Source organism: Gilliamella sp. CG35 (assembly GCF_046635745.1).
Taxonomy (GTDB): Bacteria; Pseudomonadota; Gammaproteobacteria; order Enterobacterales; family Orbaceae; genus Gilliamella; species Gilliamella apicola_I.
The window spans coordinates 1-18,603 of sequence record NZ_JBIDFH010000003.1 but is presented as its reverse complement, the minus strand read 5'-3'; the positions used below and the strand labels follow the sequence as shown (position 1 = coordinate 18,603).

10 protein-coding genes and 1 tRNA gene are annotated in these 18,603 nt (G+C 35.5%); 7 read left to right on the top strand and 4 right to left on the bottom strand.

The window, feature by feature from the left end:
• From ACGH4F_RS01475 to ACGH4F_RS01445, 7 genes are all read left to right on the top strand, one after another.
• Positions 1-2,304, top strand: a complete 2,304-nt coding sequence (locus tag ACGH4F_RS01475) for a TonB-dependent receptor domain-containing protein (RefSeq protein WP_267359602.1) — start codon at positions 1-3, stop codon at positions 2,302-2,304.
• Positions 2,305-2,671: 367 nt separating this feature from the next.
• Entirely contained in the window at positions 2,672-3,301 is a 630-nt protein-coding gene (locus ACGH4F_RS01470; protein WP_267359604.1) for a YjfI family protein, read from the top strand.
• Between the two features lie 36 nt (positions 3,302-3,337).
• Positions 3,338-4,030, top strand: a complete 693-nt coding sequence (locus ACGH4F_RS01465) for a PspA/IM30 family protein (protein ID WP_267380615.1) — start codon at positions 3,338-3,340, stop codon at positions 4,028-4,030.
• A 73-nt stretch (positions 4,031-4,103) separates the two neighbouring features.
• Positions 4,104-4,757, top strand: a complete 654-nt coding sequence (locus tag ACGH4F_RS01460; RefSeq protein WP_411589715.1) for a hypothetical protein — start codon at positions 4,104-4,106, stop codon at positions 4,755-4,757.
• Positions 4,758-4,787: 30 nt separating this feature from the next.
• The gene (locus ACGH4F_RS01455) at positions 4,788-6,899 is read left to right on the top strand and encodes a hypothetical protein (protein WP_267350746.1); all 2,112 of its coding nucleotides are present in this window, start codon (positions 4,788-4,790) and stop codon (positions 6,897-6,899) included.
• Positions 6,900-7,018: 119 nt separating this feature from the next.
• Positions 7,019-11,962, top strand: coding sequence for a DNA repair ATPase (locus tag ACGH4F_RS01450; RefSeq protein ID WP_411589714.1), 4,944 nt, complete (start codon positions 7,019-7,021; stop codon positions 11,960-11,962).
• Between the two features lie 511 nt (positions 11,963-12,473).
• Complete coding sequence (locus ACGH4F_RS01445; protein ID WP_411589713.1) at positions 12,474-13,337, top strand: hypothetical protein; 864 nt, start codon at positions 12,474-12,476, stop codon at positions 13,335-13,337.
• A gap of 87 nt (positions 13,338-13,424) precedes the next feature.
• On the opposite strand, the gene ACGH4F_RS01440 is transcribed toward ACGH4F_RS01445, so the two are convergent.
• The 4 genes from ACGH4F_RS01440 to dusA all read right to left on the bottom strand — a co-directional run bounded on the left by ACGH4F_RS01440 (position 13,425) and on the right by dusA (position 18,328).
• Positions 13,425-13,724, bottom strand: a complete 300-nt coding sequence (locus ACGH4F_RS01440) for a DUF6694 family lipoprotein (protein ID WP_267350741.1) — start codon at positions 13,722-13,724, stop codon at positions 13,425-13,427.
• Positions 13,725-14,861: 1,137 nt separating this feature from the next.
• Positions 14,862-14,938 (bottom strand) — tRNA-Arg (locus ACGH4F_RS01435).
• A gap of 301 nt (positions 14,939-15,239) precedes the next feature.
• Entirely contained in the window at positions 15,240-17,255 is a 2,016-nt protein-coding gene (gene rep / locus ACGH4F_RS01430; RefSeq protein ID WP_411589711.1) for a DNA helicase Rep, read from the bottom strand.
• 110 nt (positions 17,256-17,365) lie between these two features.
• On the bottom strand, positions 17,366-18,328 hold the full coding sequence (gene dusA, locus ACGH4F_RS01425) for a tRNA dihydrouridine(20/20a) synthase DusA (RefSeq protein ID WP_411589710.1): 963 nt from the start codon (positions 18,326-18,328) through the stop codon (positions 17,366-17,368).
• Positions 18,329-18,603: the final 275 nt, after the last annotated feature.

Here is an 18,603-nt window from a genome sequence, read left to right as displayed (position 1 = left end):
ATGTTATATATTAAGAATTTAAAAAAAACGGGCACACTAGCTTTAGGCTTAACATTCGTTATGCCTGCCATAGCAACTGACAAACATGATGATGAAAAAATCAACGACATCATGACAGTAACGGCACACGAATCAATCAAACAACCGGGTATCAATACTGAAATTTCCGAACAGGATATTCGACGAGACGGCGGGACTAATTTTGGCACGCTTATGCGCTACCAACCATTGATTTCAGCATCGGGCAACATATCGGGTTCTGGCAGTGGTAAAAGTAGTTGGGACAGAGGAGGCTTTACTGGTTACAACATTCGAGGATTAGATGCTAATCGCGTTTCTATCGATATTGACGGAATGCCACTGCCTATTGCACAAGGACGCGTCAATTCTGTCGGGCGAGCGGGTTTTGGCTCGTATGGAATAGGACGCGATTACATCGATACCTATATGTATAACAAAGTCGATATTCAATCTGGCGCAACTTCGGTAAGTAATGCCAATAATGCACTTGGTGGATCAGTGTCGTTTCAAACTAAAACTGCTAGCTATTACCTCTACCCCGGAAAAACCAGCTATTTTGGATTCCAAAATAATTATGACAGCACCGACAGAAGCTATCATCAAGGTATCACATTAGCAGGTGGTGATGATGAACTAAACGGAATTATCGTATTAAGTCGTCGTGATGGGCAGCAAGGAAGAAATTACGGAGACTCAATTAATAACTATCCAGAAAACAACCATTCAAATTCAATCCTTGCTGGTTTCAGTTGGCAAATGACCGATGAGCATCAGCTTAATACGACCATTGATTACAATAACAAAACCAAAAATTCGCATTATGATACATGGGACAAAAATGGTAAAAAAATTGAATCGCATGATAAGCAACGAAGTAAAAACAACCGCTTCAATTTGGCGATTAAAGATCACTGGACACCAACCAATATTAATTGGATAGATAGCCTCACCACACAATTAAATTATCAACGTACTAACGTTTATGATAGCACCAATTTAAATCACACTACTAACGGTAAATACAATATTCAAACCAATTATAATACTAAAGCCTATAATTTTATTACCACTTTGCTTAAACAATATAATAATCAAAAAATAAGTGCAGGTTTAAATGGAAAATGGAGTGAAGACGAATCGCCATTTTATACTTCAGCCAAACCAAGATATGGAAAGATTTTCCCTGACGGAGATTACACTAAACCCCAAGCTGACAGCCGTACTTATCAACTTGGTGGATTTATTGAAGATCGAATCGCCTTCAATATTAATGATCATCAAAACTATTACTTAGTACCCGGCATTCGAGCAATTTATCAAAAAACAAAGCCACGTCATTTAGAAAATATGGCTGTCACCATTGCAGATGCATCTAAACTAAGTCAACAATATAAAAGTAACAGTGATTTCCAGCTATTACCTTCACTCGCTTTGATGTACGACATCAATCCTAATTTTACAGCTTACCTACAATATAAACGCAGCGCACAAATGCCAAACCAAAATCAACTTTATGGTTCTTATTTAGCGCATAGCACCATGTATGTACTGGTTGGTGACTCTAATCTCAAAACCGAAACAAGCGACAATTTTGAATTAGGTGTTAAAGGTCATCCCATGACAGGAATAACCTTATCCACCGCAGCTTTCTATAATAAATACAAAAATTTTATCGCTTACACACGCTATAAAAAAGATTTTGTCGGAACGGGTAATCGACTGGTTTATCAAGCCGAAAACCGTGATAAAGCGTACATCTATGGTGCCGAATTAAGCAGCGAATTTAATTTTGGCTCATGGTTCAACCAAGCTAATGGCTTAACAGCTAAATTTGCAATTGGTTACAACCAAGGTAAATCAAAATCGAGCTATTTAGGTGATAAATACATTGAAATGGACTCTATTGCCCCACTCAAAAGTACCATTGGTTTAGCATGGGATGATCCAAATAAATTTTATGGTATTGCAATTAATGCAACTTTCCAAAAAGGCAAAAAAACCACCCCAACTTCACGGGAATCCTATAACAATGATGGTAAACCCATTCCTGATTCAAAAGAAGAATATTTTAGAATCGCAGGACATGGAGTCATTGACTTAACCAGCTATGTTAACATCACTAAAAACGTCAAGTTAAGTGGTGGTATTTATAATCTTACTGACCAAAAATACTGGGATTATTTAAGTAATAACAAGTTATATCGTAAATCCGATCGTAAATACCTCGACCTATTTACTGCACCAGGTCGAACATTCCAACTCGGCTTAGATATCGATTTTTAAAACAGCCTTGTTACTAAATAACATTGACAACTAACCCGCTTGTGCGGGTTTTTTTGTTAAAAAATGATTAATATAATTTAAAACTATATTAAACTAAAAAAAACAACAAATTAAATTGAACACTTATTAAATATATTTGATAATACTGCGCTTAATAAAGATTAATTATCCTATCGTTAATGGCTACTCAACAGACAACTATTAATAAAGTACAATTAATCAAATAATTATTTAAAAATAACTCAATTTTTCATGAATAAATAATCATCATAAAAAATATTACATGTAATATTTACATGTAATATTTTTATGATAATATTGTTCACATTAAACACTAACAAAATCTTAACTAATTTTTATGAAAAAAATGAAAGAGACAAAAAGCTCGGCTTTTTATCAGCAGCAGTATCGACAACGTCTGCGTGATCAGGGCTTAATCAAAAAAGAAGTTTGGATTTTGCCAGAAAATACTTCAAGGTTACTCGACATTGAAAAGCAATTTCGACAACCTTTGGTAATAAACAACCAGCGTTTTAATGATAAACAGGAATATAACGAAATGAAAAATAATAAAGTTTGGTTAATTACAGATCTTTATGATGAATTAAACAATTCTGAATTAGTTAAACAAGGTTCTGCAAGTATCGAAATCATTGATGGTGTTGATGCTTGTTTGCATATTATCATGCATGAATATGGTGACTTACCACTATTTTTAAGTGTATCAAATCAACAAATTATTGTTGAAGCGCTACTTTGGCCTGTTAATATAATTAAACAACAATCCCAATTTAACGAAGAAATTTTATGTACTCGTAAACTTTTCCCATTATCAACCATTGCGATTGAAAAAACGGGAGATGGCTCAGTTAACTATATTATGTATGGTGCGCTTAGTGCGACATCGATACTAAGTAATGTCATTTATGAATTAGAAACCTTATCCGATAATGTGATCAAAGCGACCGAAGCTTACGAACATTACTTTAATATTTAACTACAGAATAAATATCAACAATAAGGAGATTAAACAATGACCATTTTCAAAAAACTGATTACGGCACTACGAGGCGGTATCAACGAAGCCGGTGAATCCATTATCGATACCCAAGCTTTGCGCATATTGGATCAAGAAATCCGAGACGCCGATGCAGAACTCAAACAAGCGAAAGAGTCGCTAGCTAACGTTCTTGCTCAACAAAAAATAGCGGAAAAAGAAGCAAAAAGAGTTAAAACTCAAATTACTGAATACGAAGGCTACGCAGTAAAAGCATTAGATTCAAATAATGAAGAACTTGCATTAGAAATTGCTGAAAAATTAGTGACACTTGAAAACGAACATGATAACTACCAAAAACAAGTGACCTATTTTTCTGACAGTGTAAAAAACTTGCGTCAAACCATTTCACAAACTGAAATTAACATTCGCAATTTAAAACAACAAGTTGATATTGTCAAAGCGACCGAAAGCGTGCAAAAAGCTCAAACTGCGATTGCTCAACGTTATGGAAGTTCGACCGCTAAATTACAAACGGCGTTAGATTCTTTAGAACGTATCAAAAAACGTCAGGAAAAAAATGCTGCCATTATTGAAGCAAAAAATGAACTGGCAACAGCAGAAAATGAAAGTTCACTTGATAACAAACTCGAAGCAGCAGGAATTAAAACAGGCAATCAAAGCGCGATGGCAATTTTAGCCAGATTAAAAGAAAAACAAACAAACTAAAATAGTTATTTATTTTTTAAACTTAAAAATTATAAATATAGCTATTTGGAAGAATGAAATTTAAGGAAATATAATGGATCTATTCTGGGGAATCTTTTTTTCTTTTCCAGTCGTCATCTTTAGTGGATTAGTCACGATTTGCGTACTGTATTGGTTGGTTGCATCAATTGGCGTTTTAACGGTTGATTGCTTAGACATTGATTTTGATATAGATGTCAAACAACTATCAACTGATAATCCAGCTTCAGGATTTAGCGGCCTACTCATGAAGTTAGGATTCAACGAAGTCCCCATGACATTAGTCATTACCCTAATCGCTTTGTTTGGATGGTCAATCTGCTATTTTTCTTTTCGTTTTTTCATGATACCAATTAGTCATTATGCGCTAATTTACTACTTATTAGGATTAATAATTTTCATAACTGCCTTCATCGCGGCGGTGTACTTAACCGCATTTACAATAAAACCTCTACGCCCTATTTTTAGCAAACTCAATACAGCCAATAGTCATCAATCATTATTAGGTCAAACTGTTGAAATCCGTTCCAGTACTGTCAGCGAAACCAAAGGTGAAGCAACGTATGAAGACGGTGGAGCAGGTCTAATCTTACAAGTTAGATGTAACGAATCATATCAATTCAAACGTGGCGATAAAGCCATTTTGCTAAGCTATGATAAAACAAATAATAGCTATGAAATTATTAGCCTCGACGAGTTTAATGGATAACAAAATTATTTTTTTGGAGAAAAACAAATCATGTCAATCAATCAAGATACAGTCATATTTTTCTTGTTAACAATCGGAATTATATTCCTTGTTATTGTTGGATTTTTCTTATTATTCAAAGCATTTTATATAAAAGTGCCGCAAGGTACTGCACTTATTGTTAACGATATGACGTCAAGACCGAAGGTACACTTTACTGGAGCGTTAGTCTATCCTGTAATCTACAAAAAAGAATTTATGAAAATATCATTGATTACTTTTGATGTGGAACGTCGAGGCAAAGACGGATTAATCTGTAAAGATAATCTACGTGCAGATATTTGTGTTGCCTTTTATTTACGTGTCAACGAAACCACAGAAGATGTGTTAAAAGTGGCAAAATCGATCGGCGTTGATCGTGCATCAGATCAAAAAGCCGTCAGCACCCTATTTAGTGCTAAATTCTCGGAAGCGTTAAAAACGGTTGGTAAACAATTCGAACTTGCCAAACTCTTTGAAGATCGGATGAATTTCCGTGAACGAATCATTGATGTGATTGGAAAAGATCTTAACGGTTATGCGTTAGAAGATGTCGCTATCGATTACTTAGAGCAAACTCCGATTAAATCGCTTGATCCGGATAATATTTTTGATGCAGAAGGGATTAATAAAATCACGGCTATCACCGCTATCCATAAAGATGAAACCAACAAACGGGAAAGAGATCTTGAATTAGCCTTAAAGAAAAAAGACACAGAAACGATTGAAGCTAAATTAGAACTTGAGCGTCAACAAGCCGATGCCGAAGCCCGTCAAAAACGTGAGATTGAAACGATTCGAGCACGTGAACAAGCTGAAACATTAAAAGTTCAAGAAGAAGAGCGATTAAAAGCTGAACAAGCAAGAATTCAATCTCAACAAGAAATCGAAGTTCGTGAAGAAAACCGGCTGCGTGAAGTAGAAGTAGCGCAACAAAACCGCTTACGAGCAATTGCAATTGAAGAAGAACGTGTTGAACGTGCTCGCTCACTTGAAATCGTCGCTCGTGAACGTGAAGTTGAATTACAACGAATTGAAAAAGATAAAGTTCTTGAAGAAGAAAAGAAACATATTGCCAATGTGATTCGTGAACGTGTTGCCGTTGAAAAAACCGTTGCGATTGAAGAAGAAAACATCAAAGAAGTGCGTGAAGTATCCAAAGCGGATCGAGAAAAACAAACAACAATTATCGAAGCCGAAGCACGAGCAGAGCAAGAATTAGTCAAACAAGTTAAACAAGCCGAAGCGGATGAACAAGCATCGAAACATCGTGCGGTCGAACTTAGCACCATGGCACAAGCCGAACTTGAAGCTGCTGCAAAACAAGCCGAAGCGAAAAAACAACTTGCTCAAGGTATTGAAGCAGAAGAAGCAGCAATTGGACTTGCTGAAGCAAAAGTACGTAAAGCACGTGCCGAAGCGGAAGAAAAAGAAGGATTAGTCAAAGCCAACATTACCGCTGAAACCTTATTAGCAGAAGCAAGAGGAAATCAAGAAAAAGGATTATCTGAAGCAAAAGTCATTGAAGCGAAAGCGACAGCAACTGAAAAACAAGGTCTGACTGAAGCGAAAATACTGGAAGAAAAACTATCAGCTCAAGCACGTGGTGATGAACGCATTGGTTTTGCTAAAGCCGCTGCAATGAAAGAACAAGGTCTGGCTGAAGCACTGATCATACGTGAACGCCTAACTGCTGAAGCAAATGGTTTAATTGAAAAATTCCAAGCAATGGGCACCATGAGTGAACAATCTAAAAATCACGAAGAGTTCCGCTTGGCACTCGAAAAAGGCTTTGAACAAGCAATGGCAGCAATTGCAGCGAATAAAGAAATCGCTAAAGAACAAGCAGACGTACTTGCAGCTGCATTTAGTAAAGCAAATATTGAAATTGTTGGCGGTAATGACAACTTCTTTAACAGCTTCTCTAAAGCCATTAGCGTAGGTAAAGCAATTGAAGGAACAGTTAACCAAAGCCCTGTTCTGCAATCTGCTCTACAATCAGTCTTATCACGCCTATCCGGAAATAAAGACATTGATATCAAAGACACATTAAAAAATACTGATTTAAAAGCATTAGCTAAACAATTTTTACCATCGGATAGCAAAAAAGAAAGTGACAGCTAACCCAACTGCACATTATTGATAATGATTAAAACAACATTATCACTATCACCTGTTTTCGGTAAGGCAATCATAGCCTACCGAAAACAATCGCCTTTCTGGATAATGATCAAGAGTTAAAAATGGCAGAAATAGAACAAGAAAACGAACAACAAACAACACTCGATAAAGCGGTCGCCGAAGGCGGTGCTTATGAAATCCTTCGTAAACGTTTGACTTCGCTAGGACAAGAACTAAACCAAAAAACCGAAGCCTTAAACCAACAACGACTGACCGAATTTGGCAAAAGTGACATGTCAATTATCGGACGTATTCGCATCAGAACTGAAAATAACTGTATCGCCAGAGACATCGTTCGATTTGGTGATTGGTTACTTTTTGGTTACAACGTCTTTCTAGGATTAAAAAAAGAAACCAAAATCGAAGACGTATTCTCGCTTTATCAACTTGTAGAACGAGATGGCAATTACGAAGCCGATTCGGTTGATCTATCCAATACCTTTTTAAATATTGATCGCTTTGTTCAAGATTTTAATGAACTCTACACCTATTATAAAAATGCACAATTACTCCAATTAGTTGAACGAGATGGAAAGCTACTTGCCAGTTTCCAAATTGGTGAGCGAGTCAGTGACATTCGTGTATTTCGTTGGTCAATTTCAAGTGACAAAAAAACCATTGATTACATCGATAATCGTGGTGAACGTGATATAGCGCTACCACCAGCTTACGATTTTGAATGGATTGAAACCACACGTGACAATATCGTCAATGGACGATTCCCTCACGTTAATATCTTAGATACAGTCTTTGTTGAAACCATTGGCGGTGACTTAACCATAAAATGTGAAAACAACACCAATGACGGGCTGGGAATCTACAGTGAAGAAGTACTCGACAAAAATCAATCCATTAATGATGCCAAAATTGAATACGCAAAAGTCGGATCCTTAATTTTGCTAAAAGTCTTACCGTATCGTGAAGAAAACTGGCGCTATTTAATCTATAACACCCTCACTCAAAAAGCCCAACGCATCGATTTTATTGGACAAGCCTGTATTCAGCTACCGGAAGATCATGGTGTAATCTTTCCTGGTGGATATTATCTACAAAATGGGGAATATAAAACTTTCGATCAATCCATGTCGGGTATGCGATTTAGACGTATCAGACGTTCACCCAATGGCGAAGATGTCCTTTACATATTTTATGATCCAAGTTCTGGTCGTTTAGCACTATTTAACTACAATATGATCGAACGAAAACTTGATAATCCAATTTTAGGTCATGGTTATGCAGTGTTTGAAGACGGTCGAATGGTGGTATTTGAAGGTGAAAATAATGACCCGACTCGCGTTCATCCAATGCAAATTTGGCAAACCCCCTTTTATAGTGACGAATTTGCAGCAACACAACCAACTAACAACAGTTTTTTAGGCAAGATTGGTAATGCGGAACTGGTCAGAGGGATTTCAGATCTTTACTTTATTGCACGTGAAATTGATAACCAATCGGTTTCATCCCAACTATACAGCAAACTAAGTGAAGACACAAAACGGTTATTTGACAGCTATTTTTGGCTCAACGACGAGAAAAATCTATCTTTTACGCCTGTACTACGTAACATTATACAAACGAGTGAATTAGTGATAGATGAATATGAAAAAGTGGAAAGCATACGCCGACAATCTGAAAGCGCCATGCGTGAAGCAATTTCAAACCAACAAGACTTATTGACTAAACTCTATCCCGATAGCTGGCAAGAAACACAACAATACGTAGATGCACTAAATGCAATTAAAATGCAGCTAGGTAGTTTAGTGACATTAAGAACCTACCGTTATATTGATTTGAATCAGATCGACATAATGGAAAAAGCCTTAAAAGAACGCCAATCTATCGTATCATTAGCGACAGCCGAATTTTTAGGCAGTGACAAAGCCCTTGAACCGTTTATCACCCAAATAGATGAAATTGAAAAATATCTTACTAAAGCAGACACAGTCGCCAAACTTATCGAACCGATAAAAACCGCTGACCAAATGTCTGAAAACTTAGATATGCTTTCACAATTAATGGCATCATTAAAATTTGATGACGTAACACTACAAACCAAAATTATTGAATCGATCGCCGAAGTTTATGCCAAACTCAATCAAACCAAAGCACGCATTAACCAAAAACGGAAAAATCTATCCAGCGTTGAAATGGTGGCGCAATTTGGTGCGCAATTCAAACTATTTAGTCAAAGTATTGCCAGTGCATTAAGCTTAGCCACCACGCCAGAAAAATGTGACGATGAACTATCAAGGCTATTAGTTCAACTTGAAGAACTGGAAAATCAGTTTAGCGAAAGTGAAGAGTTTTTAAATGACATACTGGCAAAACGTGAAGAAATCTTAGAATCATTCGAAACGCACAAACAAGCACTACTTGAAGATCGAACAAGACGAACGGAATCGCTACTGACTGCTGCTGATAGAATTTTAGACAGTATTCCAAGACGAACCGCAAAATTTTCAGATCAAAACGAACTCAATGCCTTTTTTGTTGCCGATCCTTTAGCGCTGAAAATTCGTGAAATAGTCGAAAAATTACGTGCACTTTTTGATAATGTCAAAGCTGATGATATTGAATCACGCTTCAAAAGTGCCAGAGATCAAGCAATACGTTCTTTACGTGACAAATCCGAAATCTTTGAATCGGGTGGAAATGTCATTAAATTAGGGCCAAGACATAAATTTAGCGTCAATACACAAGAACTTGACCTAACCATTGTACCCAAAGAACATCATCTTTACTTACAATTAACAGGTACCGATTACCAAGAAAAAATAGTCCATCCAAAATTAGAAAGTTATCAACCTTTTTGGACTATCTCGCTTGAATCTGAATCCCCTACTGTCTATCGAGCAGAGTATCTTGCCTATTCGATCATCAACTCGGCATTAAAAAAAGAACATAATTTAAGTTATGAAGATTTAATCAGCCAACTTAATCAACCCGAAATTCTAAATAAAACGGTACGTGACTACGCTGCCTTACGCTATCGAGAAGGTTATGAAAAAGGGATACATGATCACGATGCGGTAAAAATATTATCGAAAATTGTTCCACTTGGTGAAGCCGCCAAACTACTTAGATACAATCCATTAGCACGTAGCGTGGCGATACTGTTTTGGTATCACAATCAAAAAAATGATATCGTCAGATTATGGCCAGAACGTGCCAAAACGTGTAAGGATATACAAGCATTATTCGGACATGAAGAAGGATTAAAAAATCTACAAAACGAAATATCGGTTGAACTCACTCAATTTTTACAAAAACAGCCTATCGACCATGAACCTTACCATATTAAACAGGCAAGCGAATACTTAAGCTATGTCTTAGCTGAAATTCCACAACAATTTACGTTAAGCAAATATAGCCATTATTTATATGAAGGATTAAATACTCGATTAGAAGAATCGCACATGTGGAGTGATTTTAACCAATCGCAATTAAATCTTAAAAAACGACTGGCTGACCGTTGGAATCTTATTGAAAGTTGGTTTAAAGGGCTTTGTACCCTACCCCAATATCAAAAATTGAGTGAATACATCGCCGAAGCCACTTTACTATGCATGTTGGATAAAGAAAGTAACATCACTTTAGCAATCAGCGAAATTGAACTGGATATCACCGTCAATGATTTATTAGGTGAACACCCTTCAATTACACAAGGGGTGTTACAAATCAATCTTGATGACTTCTTTAGTCGCATGCGTAAACAATCACGTGTCGTTATACCGCAATTCCAACATTACCAAAGCCTGCGTCAAGAAGTGCTGGATGAACAACGTGAGCAATTACATCTTGAAGAATTCAAAGCTAAACCACTCAGTTCATTTGTGCGTAATAAACTGATCAACCAAGTGTATTTACCAATCATTGGGGACAATTTAGCAAAACAAATGGGCACTGTCGGTGAAAGTCGCCGTACTGACTTAATGGGGTTATTACTACTCATCTCGCCACCAGGTTACGGTAAAACAACCTTAATGGAATATGTGGCTAATCGACTTGGCTTAATATTTATGAAAATTAACGGCCCGGCACTAGGACACAGCGTATTATCATTCGATCCACAGCAAGCGCCAAATGCCACCGCGCGACAAGAACTTGAAAAACTCAATTTAGCGCTCGAAATGGGTAATAACGTCATGCTTTATATTGACGATATTCAACACACTAACCCAGAATTTTTACAAAAATTTATTTCGTTATGTGATGGTTCTCGTCGTATTGAAGGGGTATGGAAAGAAAAAACCAAAACCTATGACCTACGGGGTAAAAAATTCTGTGTCATTATGGCTGGCAACCCTTATACCGAATCGGGTGAGGTTTTCAAAATCCCTGACATGTTAGCCAACCGTGCAGATATTTATAACTTAGGTGAAGTTTTAGGTGGCATGGATGAAGTGTTTGCATCAAGTTACATTGAAAACTGCTTAACATCAAATCCAATATTATCGCCATTGGCACTACGTGATCTTAATGACCTATATCAGTTTATCGACCATGCGCAAGGAAAACCGCTTAACACCAACGAACTTAGTTATGCCTATAGCCAAGCAGAAATTAGCGAAATCATCGCTGTACTGCGTCATTTACTGAAAATTCGAGAAGTGGTCTTTAAAGTCAACCAGCAATACATTATTAGCGCAGCGCAATCCGATAAATACCGAACAGAACCGCCGTTCAAGTTACAAGGTAGTTATCGAAACATGAACAAATTAGCCGAAAAAGTTTCTTCTGTAATGAATGATGAAGAACTCAACCAAATTATTGAAGATCACTACTTGGGCGAGGCACAACTGCTGACCAACGGCGCAGAAGAAAATCTGCTTAAACTTGCTGAAATTCGAGGGGTCTTAACAAAAGAACAAACTAAACGTTGGCAACAAATCAAAGCTGACTTTATGCGCAATAAAACACTAGGTGGTGACGAAGCGAATACCGGTAACCAAATCGTTACCCAACTAGCTGACTTAGTACAAAGTGTTCAAGCATTAAAGTTATAAAGTGGTTATTTTATTAAAAAAGCGGAAATGAATTTTCCGCTTTTTCTTAGAAAATGATGACCATGATTCAGTTAGGTTAAAACAAAATTGATAAACAATTAAACCAGACAATAATTTTTGGAGGGCTAAAATAACGATAAAAATATACAAATGAGTATTAAGGAAAACATATAACTTATATAAAGAAAACATATTACATTATCTAATGAAAGAGAAATTTATAATTCCGGAAAAGAATACATTGAAGCTACTTAAAAAAACTTATTATTTGTATGACCTATTTTGAGGATCGGATGCAATCAAGTCCTGCAACCAAAAAGTTCTAAAATCATCAATGGAAAACCTTTTGATATTAGACACCTCGATTTTTCCGTACCTATCGATATCTTTTCATCTAAATTTAAGGGTAATTATAATTAAGAATCTTTAGAAAAAATGACGTCTCCTTATGAGGATGAGGTATTTTTTTATATATGCCACAAGGTAGCAATGAGTTGAAGGTATGGTAATCATGAAAAAATTAATAAACGTGTTTTTACTTAGTAGTTTTCTGTTTTCTTGCGGACAAGCACAAAAAACAGATAAACAAATAATTCAAGAAACTATCTATACTTTAAAAGTTACTTCCGGTAATCCGTATGAATCTTACGTAAATAACATGGTTTTGGAAAAAAATTATTTAGCAGGTTCGAGTGATAGTGAATTAATTATTAATGATCTTATATTAAAATCGGGAAAACAAAAATTACAAATTGTCTTATTACCAAATGATGGAAATAAAACGGTAGATAAATTGGGTATTGATTACCTAACATTAAGTATTTATAAATATAATAATGGATATTCATCTTATTCAGAACAAAAATCGACTTTAATTTACGAATTTAAATTGGATGATCCACATGCAGAAATGCCACTAATCACCAAAGAATGGATTTTCAATATTGATGTTCCGTACAAACTAAAAAATTGGGAACACAGCATAGATTTGAGAAAAGAAAATAAGGATAAGTTACTTAAAGAAGTCGTAGATTATTATAACCATTTAGCTAATATAATTAATAAAGGCGATAAAAAATCTTTCTTGGCCATTATGAAAGTAAGAGATTCCGAAGTCTTTAAATCATTATATAATGATACTGAATTAATTAAAGAAGATGAACAATATATAGACAATAGATTATCTAAAAGTATAGGAAATATACAACCGATCAAAAATTATAATATTATGTTTTATGGAAATGGAAGATTAGTGACATTAGAAGACAAAAAAGGCGAAACTCCGCTGTTTGCAGAAGATAAAAATGATATTTACTCATATCAAATCTATCTCCATCGCCCTTATCCTAATGCACCATTAGAAGTAATAAGATAGGTAATCATGACAAAATTATATATTTTTACTTTTTAGTCATTTATTTTTCCCAAAAAAGCTCGCATTTAACGAGCTTTTAATCTTTTACTATGGTTGACTTTTGCTATACTCTTTTAGGATTTCTTTTGCCGTTTTACCATCAAGTTTTTCTTTCAATATTTGCTGAATTTTAGCTTCGTCACCTCCAGTTTCAAAACTAGCGGCGAAAACAATGTTAAATATTGCCTTTTTGAAATTATCGCTATCCTCTCCTTTTAAAGTTTCCGATATTTCTTTCATTGATGTTTGAAATGCTGACTTAGATGAAGCGTCAACTTTAGGTGAACCATCACCACATCCAACTAAAACAAAACTAACAACAAATACAGCTAGTAACTTCTTGAACATGTATAATGTCCTTTTGTTAATTGATTTTTTTTGTAATTATACAAAATTAGCCATCGAAGGAATATCGATTATTTTATCCAACAAAAATAAATAGGTAATAATGCCCTTATGATTGTATTATCATCGAAGAAAAACGCAAATTCATGCACCAAATGCTCGGCGGACCAAAATTAACGGCAGTCAATCAGCCTCAACTGTTGGCTTAATAATTTAGGGAACTGCTGGTAATTGCGATTCATAACGCTTCAGAGTGCTTACATGTTAAAAATACAGATGTAAACAGTTGTAAGGCTACTGCGTAACTAAATGTAGTATGTCGCAGCTGTCATCATAGACTGAATATGCTGTCGCGCATAACCAAACAACCAAAGCTATCACTCTCCAATAAGTAACGCCATTATTTTTTAATAGATTAAATAAACCGACAAGAACCAGAATCGAATTTAAAAAATTAATTGAATAAATAAATAAGATTACGCTAATTCTAAGCAATGTTGGAACGTGATATGCGTTGAAAATAGAAGTAATTGCAAAATAAATTACAATTAGAATCACACTAAATAAAACACCGAACACCCAAAAAGTTACAGCTAGACCTAGATCGCCTTTCACTAATCTCTTAAATATATTCATATCTGTTTCTCGTGTATAAATAAAGCACACTATACAGCCAAATACATTATTCACAAAATTATTTACGGGTGAATTTATGAATACTGATAGCTCGAAAAGGCGAGCATCTTATATACTTTGCCTTCTTTTGAAGGCTTTTTTAGAGATGATTATGACTAAAAAAATTTTGTTAATGTGAAAATCAAAGATAGGTTTTAGAAAGTTTATGAGTTAATAAACTGCGAAATTAATTTTCACCTTACTTTGCACATACGTGGTGAATTTAGGTGGATTATTTGGCTTGTTCTACTGGATGTTTATCCTAGGTTTTGCAGATTCAATGGCTTTTACAATTAGCCTATTTACAGTATTTTTTTGTTGCTGAATTAGAATATACCGTAACGACACCGTTAATAGATTGGTGTTGTCAATCCTATAGAATCATATTAGATCGTGTTAAAAATTCTAAAAATCAAGTATCAATGGGATTTAATCGTGGTCGGGCATTGTGAGTTATTGATGAAATGGCGTCCCCTACAGGATTCGAACCTGTGACCTACGGCTTAGAAGGCCGTTGCTCTATCCAGCTGAGCTAAGGAGACATGTTATCATTGATTTGTTGATTTAACGCTGTGTATTATATAAAGCTATTTCGATCCGTCAATGATTTTTAGTCGTTTGTCTGCTTAGATTATCAAAATATCATCAATTTATCGTTTTATTTGTCTATATTTGCTAATCGTTAAAACGGTATTTGTAGGTTATCTGTTTATTGGTTTTATTTAACTTCTATCGATCACTTAAACATTTTCCATTTGGAAATTTTAATTCTAAATTTCTATCAGTTTATTCTTTCCGCCTGTTTTTAAATTTTTTCGAATTAAGTTTAATTGTAATTGATATTTATTTAGCATTGGCTATCTGCGCTTTTAACATAGCAAGCCTGCTTTGTCCTTGTTGCATATTCTTCTCAGGGGATAATTTTGTTCGTTCATCCGTCCAATTGAGATCATCTTGAGGGAGTTCCAGCAAAAAACGGCTTGGCTCTACGTAAACTGTTTCGCCAAATTGTTTGCGTTGACGACTAAAGGAAAAAGTGAGTTCTTGTTGTGCTCGGGTAATGCCAACATAAGCAAGACGACGCTCCTCTTCTATATTGTCCTCATCAATACTGTTTTGATGCGGTAAAACGCCTTCAGACATGCCAACCAAATAGACATAAGGGAATTCTAGTCCTTTAGATGCATGAAGTGTCATAAGCTGAACTTGATCGAGTTCTTCTTCAGATTCGTTGCGTTCTAGCATATCCCGTAAGGTAAATCTTGCTACGGCTTGTTCAAGTGTCATACCTTCGTCAATGTCATCACCTTGTAACATATCATTTAACCAACTGATTAATTGCTCTATATTGCGCATTCGCATTTGTCCTGCGGTTGGTGAGGGTGATGTTTCATAAATCCAACTTTCATAATGGATTCCATGCAGTAACTCGTGAATAGCTTCCATGGGTTCATTATGGGATTTTTGAATTAGTGAATCAAACCATTGAATAAAGAGTTGTAGCGTTTCCATTCGTTTGCCAGATAATACTTCCGTAAGTCCCATATCATGACTTGCTTGATATAAACTGACAGCTCGATGATTTGCCCATTCCCCTAGTTTTTGGATCGTGACTGGCCCTATTTCACGTTTTGGCGTGTTGATAATGCGTATGAACGCATTATCATCATCGGGATTTGTCAATAATCGCAAGTAAGCCATGAGATCTTTAATTTCAGTTCGAGCAAAAAAGGAAGTCCCCCCCGAAATTCGATAAGGGATCCGGTATTGCATTAACATTTTTTCGATCAATCTGGCTTGATGATTTCCACGATATAAAATTGCATATTGACCATATTGGCTATTATTCGCAAATCGATGACCAATTAAATCATTGATCACCTTTTCGGCTTCGGACTCTTCACTATCGGCAGAGATAACTTTAAGCTGTTCACCATAACCCAGTTCTGAAAATAGTTTTTTTTCAAATATATGGGAATTATTTTCAATTAAAATATTGGCAACTTTTAAAATTCGCCCGGAAGATCGATAATTTTGTTCGAGTTTTATAACTTCTAGATTAGGAAAATCTTGTTGGAGTAAAACTAAATTTTTAGGGCGGGCTCCTCGCCATGAGTAGATCGATTGATCATCATCGCCTACAACAGTAAATTTGGCTCGATTACCGACTAATAATTTAATGAATTCATATTGACTGGTATTAGTATCTTGATATTCATCAATGAGTAGATAACGAACTCGATTTTGCCATTTTTCTCGAACTTCTTCATTATTTTTTAATAATAAGGTAGGCAATAAGATAAGATCATCAAAATCCAAGATACTGCAAGCTTTTAATTGTTTTTCATAAAGCTGATAACAATGAGCAAATAACTTTTCTTTGTTGGTTTGAGCCCTAGCCATGGCTATTGTTGAGTCGACAATATCATTTTTCCAATTCGAAATAGTTGAACGTAGTTGGTTAATGAGATCTTTATCGCCATCTAACCATTGTTGAGTCAGTTCTTTGAGTAATGCAGTTTGATCATGATCATCAAATAAAGAAAAGTTAGCTTTAATGCCAAGATGTTTATATTCTCGACGAACGATATCCAAACCCAGTGTATGAAAAGTCGAGATTTTAAGCCCTCTTGCCTCTTGTTTGCTGAGTGATTGAGCAATACGCTCTTTCATTTCACGCGCGGCTTTGTTGGTAAAGGTCACAGCAACAATGTGGCGTGGCAAATATTCCTTAACACGAATTAAGTAAGCAATTTTGTTTATTATAACCCGAGTTTTTCCCGAACCTGCACCGGCTAAGACCAGGCACGGGCCAGAAACATATTCAACAGCTTGTTGCTGACTTGTATTTAACCGCACAGAATTTAGACCTTTATGAAAATGGCTTAATAGTATATAACGATTTGCTTGTCACCTGCAATTACGCTTAATTTTTGAACAACCATAACAACAGGATGACGCTGGCAATGTTACTGAATAAAGTTTAAAGCATGTTCGACAACTTCAATCCCTGCCCCTTTTTTATATGCATTTTCGCTAAGATAGCGTCGCCATTGTTTTGCACCTTTTTGTCCATTAAAAATACCCAATGTATGACGCATAATGTGATTAAGTTGAGCACCTTGTAAAAGTTGTTGTTCGATATAAGGATAAAGACATCGTATTGCCGCTATTGGATCTATGGGTTGCGTATCTAAGCCAAAGATTTGGGAGTCAATTTGTGCTAATAACATGGGATTCTGATAGGCTTCTCGTCCCACCATGACGCCATCAACATAATTTAAATGGTGTTTTATTTCGTCGATCGTTTTAACACCACCATTGATGGCTATAGTTAAGTTAGGGTAATCTCGTTTGAGTTGATAAACTCGTTCATAGTCAAGTGGTGGAACTTCACGATTTTCTTTAGGGCTAAGTCCGGATAACCATGCTTTACGTGCATGTACAATAAACGTGTTAGTATAAGGTAGAACTGTTTCAATAAATTGGCATAAAAAAGCGTAGCTATCTAGATCATCGATCCCGATTCGTGTTTTAACCGTTACGGGGATATCAATTTGTTCTTGCATGGATTCAATACATTTAGCCACTAAATCAGCATTTCCCATTAAGCACGCACCAAACATCCCATTTTGAACGCGATCTGAAGGGCAGCCAACATTAAGATTTACTTCATTATAACCATGATTTTGAGCTAATTTAGCGCACTGTGCTAATGCATTGGGATCACTTCCGCCAAGTTGTAAAGCAATAGGATGTTCATCGACGTTAAAATCAAGGTAATTCCCTTTACCAAATAAGATTGCTCCTGTTGTTACCATTTCGGTATACAGTAAAGTTTGTTTAGTCAATATCCGATGAAAATACCGACAATGTTTATCGGTCCAATCAAGCATGGGTGCTACAGAAAATTTATTGTTTGTTGATTTCATTTATGTACCAGATTTAAAGCGGTAATTAAATTATGAAGCAAATAACTAAACATATATTCTATCATAAAACATAGAATACAATGATGTTAGGGTTTTGTGTTTAATTTAGAAGTGTATCAATAAAAAGTGCATAATTTAACTTGTTTTTTATCTTGTTATATTGGATTTTAATTTATAAAATTATATTATTTAATTAATTCAATAGTTTTGTTAAATCTTTAAAAGATTACTTGTTAAAAGTCTTAAAGTTATTAAAAGTATCATATTTATACGAG

Excerpts from the sequence above, each read along its gene's own strand:
- ACGH4F_RS01475 (WP_267359602.1), top strand. The coding sequence starts at position 1 with ATGTTATATATTAAGAATTTAAAAAAAACGGGCACACTAGCTTTAGGC.
- dusA (WP_411589710.1), bottom strand. The coding sequence starts at position 18,328 with ATGAAATCAACAAACAATAAATTTTCTGTAGCACCCATGCTTGATTGG.
- ACGH4F_RS01465 (WP_267380615.1), top strand. The coding sequence starts at position 3,338 with ATGACCATTTTCAAAAAACTGATTACGGCACTACGAGGCGGTATCAAC.
- ACGH4F_RS01450 (WP_411589714.1), top strand. The coding sequence starts at position 7,019 with ATGGCAGAAATAGAACAAGAAAACGAACAACAAACAACACTCGATAAA.
- ACGH4F_RS01470 (WP_267359604.1), top strand. The coding sequence starts at position 2,672 with ATGAAAGAGACAAAAAGCTCGGCTTTTTATCAGCAGCAGTATCGACAA.
- ACGH4F_RS01440 (WP_267350741.1), bottom strand. The coding sequence starts at position 13,724 with ATGTTCAAGAAGTTACTAGCTGTATTTGTTGTTAGTTTTGTTTTAGTT.
- ACGH4F_RS01460 (WP_411589715.1), top strand. The coding sequence starts at position 4,104 with ATGGATCTATTCTGGGGAATCTTTTTTTCTTTTCCAGTCGTCATCTTT.
- ACGH4F_RS01455 (WP_267350746.1), top strand. The coding sequence starts at position 4,788 with ATGTCAATCAATCAAGATACAGTCATATTTTTCTTGTTAACAATCGGA.
- ACGH4F_RS01445 (WP_411589713.1), top strand. The coding sequence starts at position 12,474 with ATGAAAAAATTAATAAACGTGTTTTTACTTAGTAGTTTTCTGTTTTCT.